This window comes from Stieleria sedimenti (genome assembly GCF_025060895.1).
GTDB classification, from domain to species: domain Bacteria; phylum Planctomycetota; class Planctomycetia; order Pirellulales; family Pirellulaceae; genus Stieleria; species Stieleria sedimenti.
Genome location: NZ_JANZKV010000287.1, coordinates 31,316 through 45,901 on the forward strand (window position 1 = coordinate 31,316; position 14,586 = coordinate 45,901).

12 protein-coding genes are annotated in these 14,586 nt (G+C 58.8%); 3 read left to right on the forward strand and 9 right to left on the reverse strand.

Annotated features, from left to right (window positions below):
- Positions 1 to 179: 179 nt before the first annotated feature.
- The 3 genes from rpoN to NZK35_RS30540 all read right to left on the reverse strand — a co-directional run bounded on the left by rpoN (position 180) and on the right by NZK35_RS30540 (position 2,804).
- A complete protein-coding gene (gene rpoN / locus NZK35_RS30530) occupies positions 180 to 1,643 on the reverse strand; it encodes an RNA polymerase factor sigma-54 (RefSeq protein WP_259636318.1) in 1,464 nt (487 codons plus the stop codon).
- Positions 1,644 to 1,828: 185 nt separating this feature from the next.
- A complete protein-coding gene (recR, locus tag NZK35_RS30535; RefSeq protein WP_259636319.1) occupies positions 1,829 to 2,428 on the reverse strand; it encodes a recombination mediator RecR in 600 nt (199 codons plus the stop codon).
- Positions 2,429 to 2,447: 19 nt separating this feature from the next.
- Entirely contained in the window at positions 2,448 to 2,804 is a 357-nt protein-coding gene (locus NZK35_RS30540; RefSeq protein WP_259636320.1) for a YbaB/EbfC family nucleoid-associated protein, read from the reverse strand.
- Positions 2,805 to 3,011: 207 nt separating this feature from the next.
- On the opposite strand from NZK35_RS30540, the gene NZK35_RS30545 reads away from it, so the two are divergent.
- The 3 genes from NZK35_RS30545 (at position 3,012) to NZK35_RS30555 (ending at position 6,247) form a co-directional block, all read left to right on the forward strand.
- Positions 3,012 to 3,560 (forward strand): PQQ-binding-like beta-propeller repeat protein, encoded by a 549-nt coding sequence (locus NZK35_RS30545; RefSeq protein ID WP_259636321.1) that lies wholly within the window; start codon positions 3,012 to 3,014, stop codon positions 3,558 to 3,560.
- Positions 3,561 to 3,626: 66 nt separating this feature from the next.
- Positions 3,627 to 4,691, forward strand: a complete 1,065-nt coding sequence (locus NZK35_RS30550) for a formylglycine-generating enzyme family protein (protein WP_259636322.1) — start codon at positions 3,627 to 3,629, stop codon at positions 4,689 to 4,691.
- A gap of 188 nt (positions 4,692 to 4,879) precedes the next feature.
- Positions 4,880 to 6,247, forward strand: a complete 1,368-nt coding sequence (locus NZK35_RS30555) for a Gfo/Idh/MocA family protein (protein ID WP_259636323.1) — start codon at positions 4,880 to 4,882, stop codon at positions 6,245 to 6,247.
- On the opposite strand, the gene NZK35_RS30560 is transcribed toward NZK35_RS30555, so the two are convergent.
- The 6 genes from NZK35_RS30560 to NZK35_RS30585 form a co-directional block, all read right to left on the reverse strand.
- A complete protein-coding gene (locus NZK35_RS30560) occupies positions 6,244 to 8,079 on the reverse strand; it encodes a TolC family protein (RefSeq protein ID WP_259636324.1) in 1,836 nt (611 codons plus the stop codon). The two genes, NZK35_RS30555 and NZK35_RS30560, sit on opposite strands and share 4 nt — an antisense overlap.
- Positions 7,989 to 9,332: an HlyD family secretion protein gene (locus NZK35_RS30565; RefSeq protein ID WP_259636325.1), complete on the reverse strand. Its 1,344-nt coding sequence runs from the start codon at positions 9,330 to 9,332 to the stop codon at positions 7,989 to 7,991. The genes NZK35_RS30560 and NZK35_RS30565 overlap by 91 nt, the downstream gene beginning before the upstream one ends.
- Before the next feature lie 25 nt (positions 9,333 to 9,357).
- A complete protein-coding gene (locus NZK35_RS30570) occupies positions 9,358 to 11,505 on the reverse strand; it encodes an ABC transporter transmembrane domain-containing protein (RefSeq protein ID WP_259636326.1) in 2,148 nt (715 codons plus the stop codon).
- A gap of 227 nt (positions 11,506 to 11,732) precedes the next feature.
- Positions 11,733 to 13,388 carry a putative ABC exporter domain-containing protein gene (locus NZK35_RS30575; RefSeq protein ID WP_259636327.1) on the reverse strand — a complete coding sequence of 552 codons (1,656 nt, stop codon included), beginning with the start codon at positions 13,386 to 13,388 and terminating at the stop codon, positions 11,733 to 11,735.
- On the reverse strand, positions 13,381 to 14,139 hold the full coding sequence (locus tag NZK35_RS30580; RefSeq protein ID WP_259636328.1) for an ABC transporter ATP-binding protein: 759 nt from the start codon (positions 14,137 to 14,139) through the stop codon (positions 13,381 to 13,383). The genes NZK35_RS30575 and NZK35_RS30580 overlap by 8 nt, the downstream gene beginning before the upstream one ends.
- Before the next feature lie 42 nt (positions 14,140 to 14,181).
- Positions 14,182 to 14,427, reverse strand: coding sequence for a hypothetical protein (locus NZK35_RS30585; RefSeq protein WP_259636329.1), 246 nt, complete (start codon positions 14,425 to 14,427; stop codon positions 14,182 to 14,184).
- Between the last annotated feature and the right edge of the window lie 159 nt (positions 14,428 to 14,586).

A 14,586-nucleotide genomic window follows, 5' to 3' on the forward strand; every position in this document is an offset into this window, starting at 1 on the left:
TGAATGGTGAGCCGCTGGCCGTCAGGCCTCGGGCAACGTCGCAATGCCCGGCCGCTGACGCGTCGCGGCTCACAAAACCGACAGCCCGCTCGCGCCGCTCCGCTAACACCTCTCGACAATGAAAACCATCGCTTCACACGCCGCTCGCTGACGCGTCCCGCTGGGATCACATTCCCGCTTCACTTCTTCGACAGCGACCAATCCTTGCGTTGGCGGCTGCTGGGAATACCCATGCGTTTTCGGTACTTGGTCACCGTCCGCCGCGCCACCGTCATGCCTTCCTCGGCGAGTTTCTTGACCAGGCTTTCGTCGCTGAACGGATCTCGCTTGTCTTCGCTGTCGATCAACTCTTGCAGCTTCAAACGGATCGTATCCCAAGCGACGTCTTCGCCGTCATCGGTTTGCGTCCCGCCGACGAACAGACGATGCAGTGGAATGATTCCGCGTGGCGTCTGCATCCATTTGTCGTTGACGGCGCGGCTGACCGTGGTCACGTGCACGCCCACTTTTTCGGCGATCTGTTGCATTTTCAGCGGCTCGATCGCTTCGGGGCCTTCGTCGAAGAACCTCTTTTGATGCGCGACGATCGCTTCGGCGACTTTCGTCAACGTGCTTCGACGTTGCTCGATCGATTCAATCAACCATTGGGCGCTGTTGATTTTACGTTTGATGTACTCGCGTTCTTCTTCGGTGCACGACTGGTCTTGAAGCCGTCGACGGTAGTATTCGCTGATGTACAGCGACGGAACACGGTCGTCGTCCAACGTGATCTTGTAGTCACCGTTCTCGTCTTGCTCCAAGATGATGTCGGGCGTCACGTTGGGAACGTAGGTTTCCATGAACGCGGCGCCGGGCTTTGGATTCAAGATCTGCAGTTCGGCCCGGACGGTTTGAATCAGCTCGATCGAATAGCCGGTGGCCTTTTGGATTTGGGGCAATCGGTTGGCGGCCAAATCCTCCAGGTGCGAGCTGATCAGTTTTTCCATTTCCTCGAAATGCTCGAACTCCGGACGCAATTGCACCAACAAGCATTCGCTCAAGGAGCGGGCGGCGATGCCGGTCGGTTCGAGCGATTGGACGACCTTCAACGCCCGCTCGGCGACTTCGTAGTTTTCGGCGGTGTGATCGCTGGGCAGCAAATCCGCCAACGGCGTTCTCAGGTAACCGCCGTCGCGGGCGTCCAGCGTGCTGATGATCCGTTCGGCGATCCGTTCGACATCGTCATCGATGTCCAATTCGGCGAGCTGGTGGAGCAGAAAATCGTTCAGCGATTCGGGCCGCGACTGGGCATTGGCCATCAGATCGTGTCGCCGATCGGCTTCCTCTTGCATCCTGCCAGACGAACGTCGGAAGGAATCGTCAAACGTGTTGGGCAGCTCCGAGACCATGTTCTGCAATCGCTCGAAGTCGTCCGAGTTGTCGCCGCTGTCTTCAACGACCAACTCCTTCTCATCCTCGCTGCGATTGTCGGCCGACGGCGGCAGATCTCCGTCTTCGAGACTGCCCGGCTCGCTCTCCTGCTGTTCCAGCAAAGGATTCTCGTTCATCTCCTGTTCGATGCGTTCCTGCAACGCCAACATCGGCAATTGCAGAATCTCCATCGACTGGATCATCCGTGGGGCCAGTTTTTGGGTCTGAACCATGCGGGCCTGCAGGCCCATCGACATTCGCATTCCGCTCATGAGATCCGCTTTACACGTTTGGACGCTCTTTCACCAACGCAATGACTTTCCTGCGCGAGTGCTCCGGCGACCTTCGGCTCTGCCACATCATACCCTTTTTGCTCGGGCGGCAAGCATATCTTGTGCCAAAGCCGACGATTTTACGCCTATAATTTTTGACGCCCCACCAAGGCATCGGCAATCATCTCCCGATTGGCATATTCCAACACGCTTCCGGCGGTAATTCCACGCGCCAATCGCGTGATTTGCACCGGAAACTCTGACAGTTGATTGCTGATGTACAACGACGTGCCATCGCCTTCGACATTTGGGTTGGTGGCCATGATGACCTCCGAAAAATTCCCATGGCGCACCCGATCGACGAGCGCGTCGATGGTCAATTGATCTGGGCCGATCCCGTCCAGCGGCGCGATCCGGCCGAGCAAAACATGGTACAGCCCGTTGAAGGCTTGCGACTGTTCCAAACTCATCAGATCACGGGGCTGCTCAACGACACACATCCGGGTGGTGTCACGATCGCCGGAACGACAGATCGCGCAGAGTTCCTCTTCGCACAGATTGAAACAGGCCTGGCAATAACGGATGTCGCTACGGATCCGCCGAATCGCATCGGCCAGAGCGATCGCCTCCGCTTCCGGAACCCGCAACAGATGAAACGCCAGTCGCTCGGCGCTCTTACGGCCCACGCCCGGCAGCCGGCCCAGCTGGTCGACCAGTTCAGAAACAGCACCTGCATGCTTGTCCACTTCGCAGACTCCGTCGCGCTCAGCGGCCGATCAGGGAGGTTAACAGCCCATCGACCCCGGGGATATCCAAATTCATGTCCGCGACCATGGCGTGGATCGCTTCGGCGTAGGTCTGCTTGGCCGCGGCGCCGGCGGCATTGGTCGCTTCTAGCACCCCCTGTTCGATCTCCGCCTTGCTCATGCCGTCCTGGGCGATGTTCACCGATTGGACCTGCCCGACGCAGTTGACGATGACGAACACCCTGCCGCACGACGAATCGCCGCGGACATGCTCGTCCTGCATGCGGGCGTTCAATTCCTGCATCTTTTGCGGCAAATCCTTGAATGCGGCCATCATGGACGCAATGTTGCCGAGATTGCCAAGTCCTTTAAACATGTGATTGCAGAAAACGAGTTCGGAAACGTCTGGAATAGATTGGATTTCAAACCGACCCACGGCCGTTTGGCGCACCCGCGGGCCGTGCCGGGAACGCGTCGGATTGTAACGAATCAGGAAAGTCTTCGAAACGACGGCACGCGGGCAGGGTTGCTGTTAAAATACGATTCCCGCCTGATTGCCCCCGCTTCGCGTTTCAAATCACCTATGCCGCGTCTCCGATTCTTCTGTGTGGTCTTCACGATCACCAGCCTCTGCTGTTTCAAATCCATCCGAGCGGAGCAGTGGAACCGATTTCGCAGCCCTGGGGGACGTGTTGTCGCCGAAGCGGACCTGCCGGCGACGTGGAGCGAGACGGAGAATTTGGCTTGGAAGACCAACCTGCCGGGCAAGGGCAGCAGCAGCCCGGTCGTGTGGGACGGTCGCGTCTATCTGACCGCCCACACCGGCTACGGGATGAAGCTGGAAAACCCGGGCGATCCGGCAGCGCTGATGCTGCACGTGATTTGCCTCGATCTTCGCGACGGAAACATCCTCTGGGATTGCCCGATCAAGCCGTCGCCGCACGAACAAGCGATCAGCAAACGCGTCGGCGAGCACGGCTATGCATCCGCGACGCCCTGCGTGGACGACAGCGGGGTCTATGCCTTTTTCGGACCCTCGGGGTGCGTCGCGGTTTCGCACCAGCGTGAAGTCCGCTGGCGAACGCTTCAACGCCACCCCCGCGATCGCGTCGGATCGATTATTGTTACGTAGCGATCAACAACTTGATTGCATTACAAAATAAACGTTTCCATTCCTTAATCTGTAAATCGAACCACAGTGATTCATCCCAACCGATTCCTCCGCACGCTCGGTTGCCCCGTCGCGTTGTTGTTGCTCATCAGTCCTGCATCGGGCGAGGCACCGGCCAAAGTCGAGCCGCTGCCGGTGGCCGATGCCGTCGCCACCACCCCGACGGAAATGAAACCCTATGCCGAGCCGATCGAGCACACGCAGCTGAAGATCGAAATGGTCCCGATCCCGGGCGGCGAATTCCTGATGGGCAGCCCCGACGACGAAGACGACCGTGGCGACGACGAAGGTCCCCAACGCACCGTCAAAGTCTCGCCGTTTTGGATGGGCAAATTCGAGATCACCTGGGAACAGTACGACGTCTGGAACGAAGACGTCGACCAGCGGATGCGCAAGATGCTGGCGATCGCCCCTACGCCTCGCGACCTGGCCGTCGACGGTGTCTCCAAACCCACCGAGCCGTACACCGACATGAGCTTCGGCATGGGCCGCGAAGACTACCCGGCGATCTGCATGACCCAACACGCCGCACGCACCTATTGCAAATGGCTGTCTGCAAAGACGGGACGCTATTACCGTTTGCCGACCGAAGCCGAATGGGAATACGCTTGCCGCGCGGGCACCAAGACGCCCTACTCGTTCGGCGACAACATTGACGAGTTGGAAGACCACGCCTGGTTCTTTGACAACAGCGACGATACCTACCAACGCGTCGGCCAGAAAAAGCCAAACCCGTGGGGACTGTACGACATGCACGGCAACGTTTCCGAGTGGGTGCTCGACCAATACACGCCTTACGATTCGATCAAAGAATCGATCGACCCGTTGGTCGTTCCCAAGACCCTTTATCCTCGCGTGGTTCGCGGCGGGGGTTGGGATGACGATCCCGAAGTCTTACGCAGCGCCGCGCGAAAAGCGTCGTCGGACGAATGGAAGGAACAGGATCCGCAAGAACCCAAAAGTATCTGGTACCACACCGATGCCTTGTCGGTCGGCTTTCGCATCGTCCGCCCCTTGGAAGAGCCCACGCCAGACGCCAAAGCCGCCAAATGGGACAAGACCGAACCGGAACAAAAAGACCCGGAAGAGTGACCGAGCCAACTCACTGACCGACTCGTGACGAGGCTCCGCCTCGTCACGCAAGGTTCGCGAGGCTCCCGCCTCGCGCGACACAACCGCGAGGCAGGAGCCTCACAGAATCCCCCGTTCCCAGGCGGAGCCTGGGAACGAGATGAATCACCCACCCACTTTCCCGACCTCCCCGAACCGAGATTTCTCCGATGACGAACCCCAACCGACGACAGTTCTTGGCGACCACCACCAAAGCCGCCGCGGCTGCCACCACCCTTGCCGCTGCCCGACCACAAACCGTCCACGCAGCCGAAGACAACATGATCCGCGTCGGGCTGCTGGGTTGCGGCGGACGCGGAACCGGAGCGGCGATCAACGCGTTGACCGTCGACAACGGGCCGATGACCCTGGTCGCCATGGGCGATGTGTCCGAAAACAAAATGAAGAGTTCCTACACGTCGCTGTCGGAAAAGAAGAAGATCGGCACCAAAGTGGACGTCCCCGAAGAACGACGCTACATCGGATTCGACGCCTACAAAAAAGTCATGGACACGCTGGAACCGGGCGACGTCGTGATCTTGGCCACCCCGGCGGCGTTCCGCTGGGTGCACTACAGCTACGCCATCGAGCGTGGGTTGAACGTGTTCATGGAAAAACCCGTCACCATCGACGCCCCGACCTCCGTGCGAATGTTGGAAATCAACAAAGCCGCGATGGCCAAGAACCTGAAGGTCGCGGTCGGATTGATGTGCCGACACTGTGTCGCCCGCCAAGAATTGTTCGATCGCATTCAAAACGGCGAGATCGGTGACCTGATGATGCTGCGTGCCTACCGCATGGCCGGACCGACCGGGTCGGCTGCGGCGCCGCCCAACACCGGCGACCTGAGCGAGCTGATGTATCAGATCAAGCACTTCCACGGATTCCTGTGGCTCAGCGGCGGGGCGGTCAGCGATTTCTTGATCCACAACATCGACGAATCCTGTTGGATGAAAAACGCCTGGCCGGTCAAAGCGATCGCCTGTGGCGGACGCCATTACCGTGGCGAGGACGTCGACCAAAACTTTGACGTCTACTCGATCGAATACACGTTCGACGATGGAGCCAAATTGCTGGTCGATGGACGCACCATGCCGGGTTGCAAACGCGAATTCGCCAGCTTCGCCCATGGCACCAAAGGCTCCGCGGTGATCTCCACGGCCTCACACACTCCGGCCAAAGCCAGAATCTATTCCGGACAGGCGTTCGAGAAAGACAACCTGACCTGGGAATTCCCCCAACCTGAACCGAATCCCTATCAAGTCGAATGGGACGATCTGGTCGCCGCGATTCGTAACGACACCGCGTACAACGAAGTCGAACGCGGCGTGATGGCCAGTGCCGTGACCAGCATGGGACGGATGGCGGCACACACCGGCCAGGAAATCACGTTGGATGAGTTCATGAAACACGATCATGAATTCGCACCCAACGTCGACCAACTGACGCTCGATTCCGACTCGCCGCTACAGCTCAACGCTCAAGGCAAGTACAACGTCCCGATGCCGGGATTGGTCAAAAATCGCGAATACCTTTAATCCGCGGCCGGCGGCTGGAAGGCCCGCTCGATCTCTTGATCGTCGACTTCTTCCACCTCGGGCAAGTTTCCAGGGCCTGGCATTTCACTCGCCGGAAGCGATGAAACCACCACCGCTTGATCGAGCGGATCCAGGCCGAGCGCAATTTGCAACGCCCCCAACGCGGTGAACCAATCGCGTTGGGCCTCGACCAGCTTGATCTCGGTTTCGTTGGCCTTGGTTTCCAACAGGTTCAAGTAGATCAGGTCGATGTAGCCTTTCTCGAATCCTTTCTGGTAACGGGCCAACGTGTCCAGGGCGGCGCGCAACGACAATTCACTTTGTTCGACGATCTGCTGAGCGAGCATCAATTGGTTTTGCGAGATCTGCAAATCGGTCGCGATCTTGTCCCGCACCAACCGCAGCTTTTCATTGATTTGAATGATCTTGGCGGACGTCGATTGAATCTTGCCCCGCGCCTTGCGACGTTGAATAGGCACCTCGCTTTGGAACCCGATCATCAGCTCAAAGTCGCCCTTGTCGTCGGACTTCGTCGCCGGTTCCCCCATGTCCTGCGACGCTTCGGTCACAAAGTCAAAGCGGGGCAACAGTTCGTTGTGCGCCAGACGGCGGTCCCATTGAACCTGACGCATTTCGTACTGCAAAATCTGCGGTTCGGGGCGACGACCGAGTGCGGCGGCCAAGTCTGCGTTGAAATCAAACTCGGTCTGTTGCTCGATCACCGGGAATCGTGTCGGCAACCAACTCTCGGCCGGAACCAACGGTTGCCCCGATTCGTTTCTCAGATACAGCGATAACTTGAACGCGGTCGCTTGGAACTTTTGCTGGGCCTTGAGCCGCAAGGCGCTCCGCTCGGCGATCAGTTGTTGATTCAACACCAGATTGACCGTCGCGAACTTGCCCGCCTCGACGCCGACTTCGAATTGCTTGCCGCGTTTGACGGCCAGATCCAGCAACTCCTGCTGAGCCTTCAAGACGGCTCCGGCGGCGACCCATTCCCAATAGACCCCGATCGCGTCGCTGGAAATCGACAAGATGGCTTGTTGGAATTGCGGCTCGGCGGCCTGTTGCTGCAGCGACGCCTGGAACACGGCGACACGTTGCGGATCGATCGCCCGACCTTGCAACAACGGTTGTGCGGCACTGATTTTCAACTCGCCGGCGTCGTCGGTCTGGCGTTCTTTGTACCACGGTTGATAGAACCCACGCCCGATTCGATAGCCCGCCGACAGATAGCCGCCCCACCAGGTCTGCCTGGCCAGGCCCAAGCCGCTGCGATAATTCTCGTAGAACCCCGTCGGCTCCGACAACGAATGGGCGTGGAATTTGGTGTCGTAGGCTCCATAGGCTGACAACAATTCCCCACCGGCGAGCGGCCGCAGTTGTCGGGCGCGTTGGATGTCCGGATAGGCACGATACAAACTGGCGACGACATCGGCCAGCTTCAATGGCTCTTCGGCAACAGGCGCCGCTTGGACTGGTTGGGGTAGCGTGTTCGCGGCGTCCAGCGGTTGTGCCGCTTCGATACCGTCGGACGTGTTTGAGTCGACCGCGTCGGCCGGCGGCGGTTGCACCTCGTCTTGCACCATCGCCAAAAACGCGGCGAAAGAACGTTGATCCTGCTCGTCCTGCGGAATTCGGCTTCGCTCCTGGGCACCGGCGTCGATCGTGCAGCCGCCCCACAGCATCGCCGCCAGCGCTAGACGAACAGCGCCGCGACGACCGGACCGCGCGATCGCAGCTACGCCTTGGGCAGTTTGACCTTCGCGGCTTTTTCCTTTTTGGGCTCGCCGTCGGCCACGACAGGGGGGAATCCGTTCAATTGACGCCATATCTCATAACCGAGAGGAACTCGTTTCAGCAAAACCCATCCGTTCGCACGCACACCTTGACGAAGGTATCGGTCATCCGGCCAACCATCCTCCCGCGGAAAATGATTGTCCGGCGTGACGATCACGCGAAAATACCCCATCCCGTCGTCGGTTGGGAAAACTCGGTTGACTTTGCCGCCGAACGTCCCGACCGCCACCGAGGGCCAGCCGACAAACTGCACCGCCGGCCATCCCTCGAATTGCAGACGCACAGGATCCCCTTCCTGAATCAGCGGCATGTCATTGCCGCTGACCTTCATTTCGACCGCCAATTCGTCCGCATCGGGCACGATGACGAACAGTTGATCGCCCTCTTTGATGGTGTCGCTGCCGGTGACACCGTTCCACTGCTGGATGTACCCGGAACGGGGAGCCCGAATCTCTAATCGATCCAGTTCCGAGCGTTTGTTTCTCAGATCGGAGATCTCTTTTTGAGCCGTGTTGACCTTTCCGGTCGCCGCGTTGATCTTGTCATTGGCCTCTTGGTTCTTGATGCGGATATCCCGTTTCTTGGCTTCAATTTCTTCTTCTTTGGATGCCAGCGCCGCATAGACCTCCTGCTCCGCGTTTTCGGCCTTCAGGACTTTGGCTTCCTGGGCGTCGACCGCTCGGCGCTTCGTAAACAGCTCTTCACTCGAAATCAGGCCCTGCGGAAAAACGTCTTCGGCGACTTGCAATTGATTCAGTTTGTCACGCAAGTCGGCGCGCAGTGCTGTGACCTCGTTCTTGGCCTGCTCCCATTTCTGTTGGGCAGCCTTGAAATCCTGCTGCAGCGACTTTTCCAATGACTCGCCCGATTGAAATTGCAATTCGGCATTGGTCTTGGCAACCTCCAGACTCGCCTTTTCCGCCTGCAGTTTCGACTCCAACGCGATGATCTGGGTGTCGATCTGAGCCACGCCGTCGGCCGCGAACGGAGTCATCTGCAGCAGCAACTCGCCTTCTTCGACATAGCTGCCTTCACGCAGTCCCGGTTTGACGTAGCTGACCACGCCCTTGGATTGACTGAGCATCGGTTGCGGCCGCTGCTGTGGATCGAGCGCCAGAACAATCCCAGTGCCCCGCGCGGTCTGCCGCCACGGCACGAAGACCATCGCCGTGATCGAAAGGATCAATGCGACAAACGTGATCCGACCGACGATGCGTACGATCCGCCCGGTTCGGACCATCTGCAGCGCCGGAAAGTCATCGGCGGAAGGTTCGGATGCGATCATGTCAGTGAAGAATCAGTACGTGTCGTTAGGAAAGGTGCAACGAAATCTGGCTATCGCAAAGTGCGGCGACGTCATCCCGGTTGGTAAAGACGATCAAGGTCCAATTCGCATCGGGACCGGTCAGATTTTTCCAAATGAGTTCGCGATGCTCGCGGCTCAAATGATCCATCAGTCCGTTGATGACCAGCAACCGGGGATGCGGCCCGATCGCGCGGGCGATCATCAATCGCGATTGCTGATCGACAGTCAGCGGATAACCGCCTGTCTGGACCGGGGTGTTGAGTCCTGCAGGCAGCGTCAGCACGGCTTCGATCAAGTCGGTTGCGGCGAGTACCTGGCGAACCCGATTGGGCGAAACGTTCGGGCGTCCCAGGCTGACATTTTCGACAATCGAACCATAGAACAGCTCGGGCATTCCGGCGTAGCCGACCAGTTCACCGGGGTCGGCAATCGCCGCTTCAAACGCGTCAAACCCGGCAACCTGGATCACCCCGGCATCGGGATCGATGAGGCCGGCGAGCGATTTCGCCAGGTAGTCCATTCCCGGCTGATCGTCGCCGATGATCGCCACGCGGGAACCGGCCGCAACCTCGGCCTTGGGGATCTTGCAATGGTACATCATCGAATGGAACGTCAACTCGCTCCAACCGACCTCGGCGGGGCCTTGTGGAATCGTTCCGATCTCCGTTCGCGGGTCCGGCGGAATGTCCAGCAGGTAACCGACTTTATCGATCCCCGCCATCATGTCGTAAAACTTCTCCAGCGACTTTCCTGCCTTGGCGAACGCACCGACCACCACGGTGACGACCAACTCGCTGGCCACCAGTTGGCCGAGCGTCAATTGCCCGTCGATGACCAGCCAGCCCCCCAATCCGAGCAGCGCGGTGGAGGCCGCGACTTGTAACCCGACGGCGAAGATCACCTGCCGGATCACGACGCCGAATTGCTTCTTTCTCGCTTTGATGTATTCCGAAGTCAGCTGGTTGGCACGCAGAATCGCCAGCCGCTCGCCACCGCCGGTCTTGAACGCCGTCGGCATCGCGATCACGTCCTGCAACCAATGCGCGACTTCATACTTGGTCTTCGATTCCTTGATCGCCGTCAGGATGCCGCCTCGACCGAGAATCCACGTAAAAAACACCATCGTGAAGATCAGGACGAGATCGAACCCGAGCAAGAACGGGTGGTAGAACGCCAGCAGAATCAGCCCCAGCGCGGTCGTCAGCACCACCGTCACGCCGTCGAGCAACAACACCGCGGTGGCCTTTTGGATCGTCATGATATCGAACACGCGATTGGCCAACTCGCGTGGATACTCGCCCCGCAACGAGGCCTGGTTGGCACGCGGAAACCGATGCGACAGGTCGCTGACGATCCGCACAAATTGACGTCGCTGGATCATCTCGACCACCCAGGTCTGCAAAACCTTGAGCACGCCCGCGATTCCCAAACACGTCAACAGCATTCCCGCCAAAACCACCAGCGGCTGGAAATACGTCCCCCAACTGACAACATTGACCAAGCCCTCGATGACCAGCGGAGTCGCTAATCCCAACACCCCGGCAACGCCGGCAAATAAAACCACCAGCCACAGATCACGACGATCCAGATTCAACAGTGCGACCAATCGCCGGATCGGCGTCGGATGTTCGTGATGACCGCCGACACCGTCGTGCTCGTGAGCCCCCGAAAGTGTTTCGCACTCCAGCTCTTTTTTCGCGATCAACATTCGTACCGAATCACGCTCCCCTAACAGGCCAGCCAGCTCCGATTTGCTCAAACTCAGATGCTCGGTGGTCTCCCCGATGAGGGAACCTTCCAGTCGACTCCCCTCGGCCCGCTCCAGCACCAACATCTTGCCGCCCTCCAGGGCGAACACGACCGCATACCCCTGGCGGATCGTCGCAAACGTCTCTCCCGCGCTGCGGAACGGCGACTCCCGCAACACGATGTCGGATTTCTCCGCCGCATCCATCAACTGCCGAAACGGATCTTCCGGATCATGCACCAACACGTGCAACGCGATCGGCTGCTTGTCGACCTGGACGTCGAGCGCAATGACCAATACCGCGATCGTTTTTTCGACCACACTGACACTCGGAACTCGGTCCAAGTCGCGTTCATCGCCAGCTCGGTCGATGTCTGCGGAATTGCCCTCACCCGGTCGTAACATGTCAATGACTAAGAGAAAAAGGAAACGAAAACGAGGTCCAGATCATCACGCTTTATGACTGTACGGTCCACTCTCGTTTTCTGACAAGCCGATAACTCGAATCAGATCCATAGAAAAAACAAATGCACCACCGGAACGGAAGCCCAGAGAGTTGCGCAGGTGAATCGCCGAACGTTTCGACAGCGTGCGTTGCCGCGGCCCCCTTCACCAATCGCCTAAAAACTCGGTCAATCGCCCAAAAACTCGCTGTCAACGAATCGTATCCCCGAGTACCACCACATTGCCGGCAGCCCCGCCAACATCGCCAGCCCTGCGGCAATCGAACAGAACGTCCAAGAAAACTCCACCAGCACCCCGGCAATTGCCGCCGATCCGACGGCAAACAGTAAGATCGGCGTCATGGAAAGCCCCAGAATCATCATGAAAATCAACGCCCGCGCTCCCTGAAAGACGTCGGGAGTTCCGCTGGGCATCGGACGCAGCCCCGTCACCGCCGAAATAAAATTGGTCATCGACGCAAAGACCAGACTGAATGAAACCCCGGCAAACACCACCGACAGAGACTGCACCATCGTCAGGGAACTGACCACCAGCGCCGGCAAGCAAAACGCAAACACAATCGCGAGCAAGACCGTCGCGGTTCCGGCAATCATCCCCATCGCAATCGCCATCGGTCGGATCGGCAACGTCTGGTACCAAGTCAACAGGCGTCGATTGGCGGAGAACCCGCTCTGCGCCGTGATCGAGACCAGAAACCCCACATAAGCCGACGCCGCCAGTGCGATCGGCACGGCATAGGTTCGGACCGGGTCGGGAATCGTGTCCGGAAAGAGGGGCAGCCACACAGCGGCGGCGATCGCCACCACCATGCCGATGAGGATCATCCCAGGAACCAATCGGCCGGTCCGGCGGGTGACCGACGTGACCTGTGACCAGGCCACCGGCCCAACACCGCCCAACCATCCAAACGTGGGCAATGACCGCGAGCGTTCCGCTTGACCCATCGACATGCCGTAGACGTTGCCGCCGCGAATCCGCTCGAGCTTCTTTTGCCGCCGTGCGACACCCTCGACGGCAAGCTCAGAGAATCCGCCGTTGTTCCGGTAACAGCTGACCGTGATGCCGGCAACCAAGCCGACACTCATCAACAGCCCCCACAGCCACTCCATCCCGATCGCACCTTCCATCAACAACACAAAGGGGCGAAACGGAAACGTCAACCCGCGCGCAACCCAACCACCATTGATCGCCCCGGAAATCATTTCCACCGAATAGGCTTCCGGCGACCGCATCACCTGATGGGCGACCTCCGCCACGATCAATGCAAGACTGGCCGCAACGCACCAGCGAATCGCTCGCAAGCCCCTTGGCGAAATCTTGGATCTGACCAGCGTGTATTGAAAGGCGATCATCGTGATGAACGCCCCCCCCAACGCGATCCCCAAAAAACCGCCCAACAGACTGCCAAAGTGTGACAGCAGGAACACCGAAAAGAAAAAACTAAGCGGCAACCATCCGACCCCAAACGTCAACAGCCGGTACGATAGGATTTGGGAATTGGTGAACGGTCCGGCAAGCACAAATTGAAGCTCAGGTGGCTTCAGTTCCAACAGCGATTTGCCGGAATCGGTCACCACCATCATCGCCGCCGCCGCGTACATCAACACCGGAATGGCACTTCCCAGCAGCTCGGCAATGATCGATGAAGGCTGTTTCTGATCACTCAGCGCCATCACCATGGTGGGCATCAGACCGAATGAAAGCATCGCCAGCATGAACAGGGTGAACAACGCTCCGGACGGTTTCTTGACCAGTCGCCCCCCCTGGCGAACCGCAGCCCGCATCAGCAGCCACATCAATTGCGTCAACGCGGGATCAATCATCGCTCACCGCAAGATCTTGATCGTCGAATTCTTCCGGTTGACCGGTCAGCCGAAAGAACACTTCTTCCAATGAACCGCTGGCGCCCCCGAACCGCTCGCGCGCCTCGTCGAGCGGACCGCTGAACAACACCTTGCCCTGTCGAATCAACACCAAAAAATCGCACAAGTCATCGACCAGCGACAACAGGTGCGAGCTGACCAGCACCGTCGCACCTCGCTGCGACTGCTCGCGAATCGTTTGCTTCAACGTGCGAATACTCGGCGGATCCAACCCGGTCATCGGTTCGTCCAACAGCAAGACGTCGGGCCGGCGCAAATAGGCGCACGCGATCGCCACCTTTTGCCGCATCCCCCGCGACAACTCCGACGCCAACGTGTTCTTCTTGTCGCTCAACGTCAACCGGCTCAGCCAGTCCTCGGCGTCGTCTTGCCAGTCGTTCAATCGGTATGCCGACGCGATGAACTGCAGATGTTCCTGGACCGTCAACGTGTCAAACAAAGGCGGGTCATCGGGAACGTAGGCCGTGCGTTGTTTGACCAAAATGGGATCGTCCGCCAAATCGGCACCGGCCACACGCATTCGCCCCGCGGTCGGTCGAAGAATCCCGCACAAGGTTCGAATCGTTGTCGTTTTACCGGCACCATTGGGACCGACCAGCGCCGCGACCGAACCCGCCGGAATCGCGAACGACGCGCCGGCCACGGCGACAAAGTCACCGTATCGTTTGACGAACGCTTCGACTTCGATCATGGTCTGCCGCCGGGTTGCAGGGCTCAGGCGAATGCAGCCGAATCAACGACTGGGGGATTCAATCTCGAACAACATGATCACGGTCACATCGCCACCGGAAAACGTGTTCATTGGGCCTGCACCGGTGTCCATCGACGCCGAATGATTGCCCGAGATCGACAACACCCGCACATTGTTTTTTCGGATGAACCGGTTGATTTGTTTTTCCAAGTCTTCCAGTTCGGTATCGACAGACTTGAAAATCTTGACCTGCTGCACGTGAATACTCCGCAGTCTCGTTCTTGGCATGAAGAAAACATGGCCGATCCCGGGCTTCGCATGATCGACCCGACATCCGCCAAGGTAGCACGCCGATTCCGGCCATGCGAGCGGTCGCACCGTCCCCGAGCGAACAACGCTGTGAAGCATTGATTTCCTGTGTTTGAAGAGGTTTTAGCGGAACGGCGC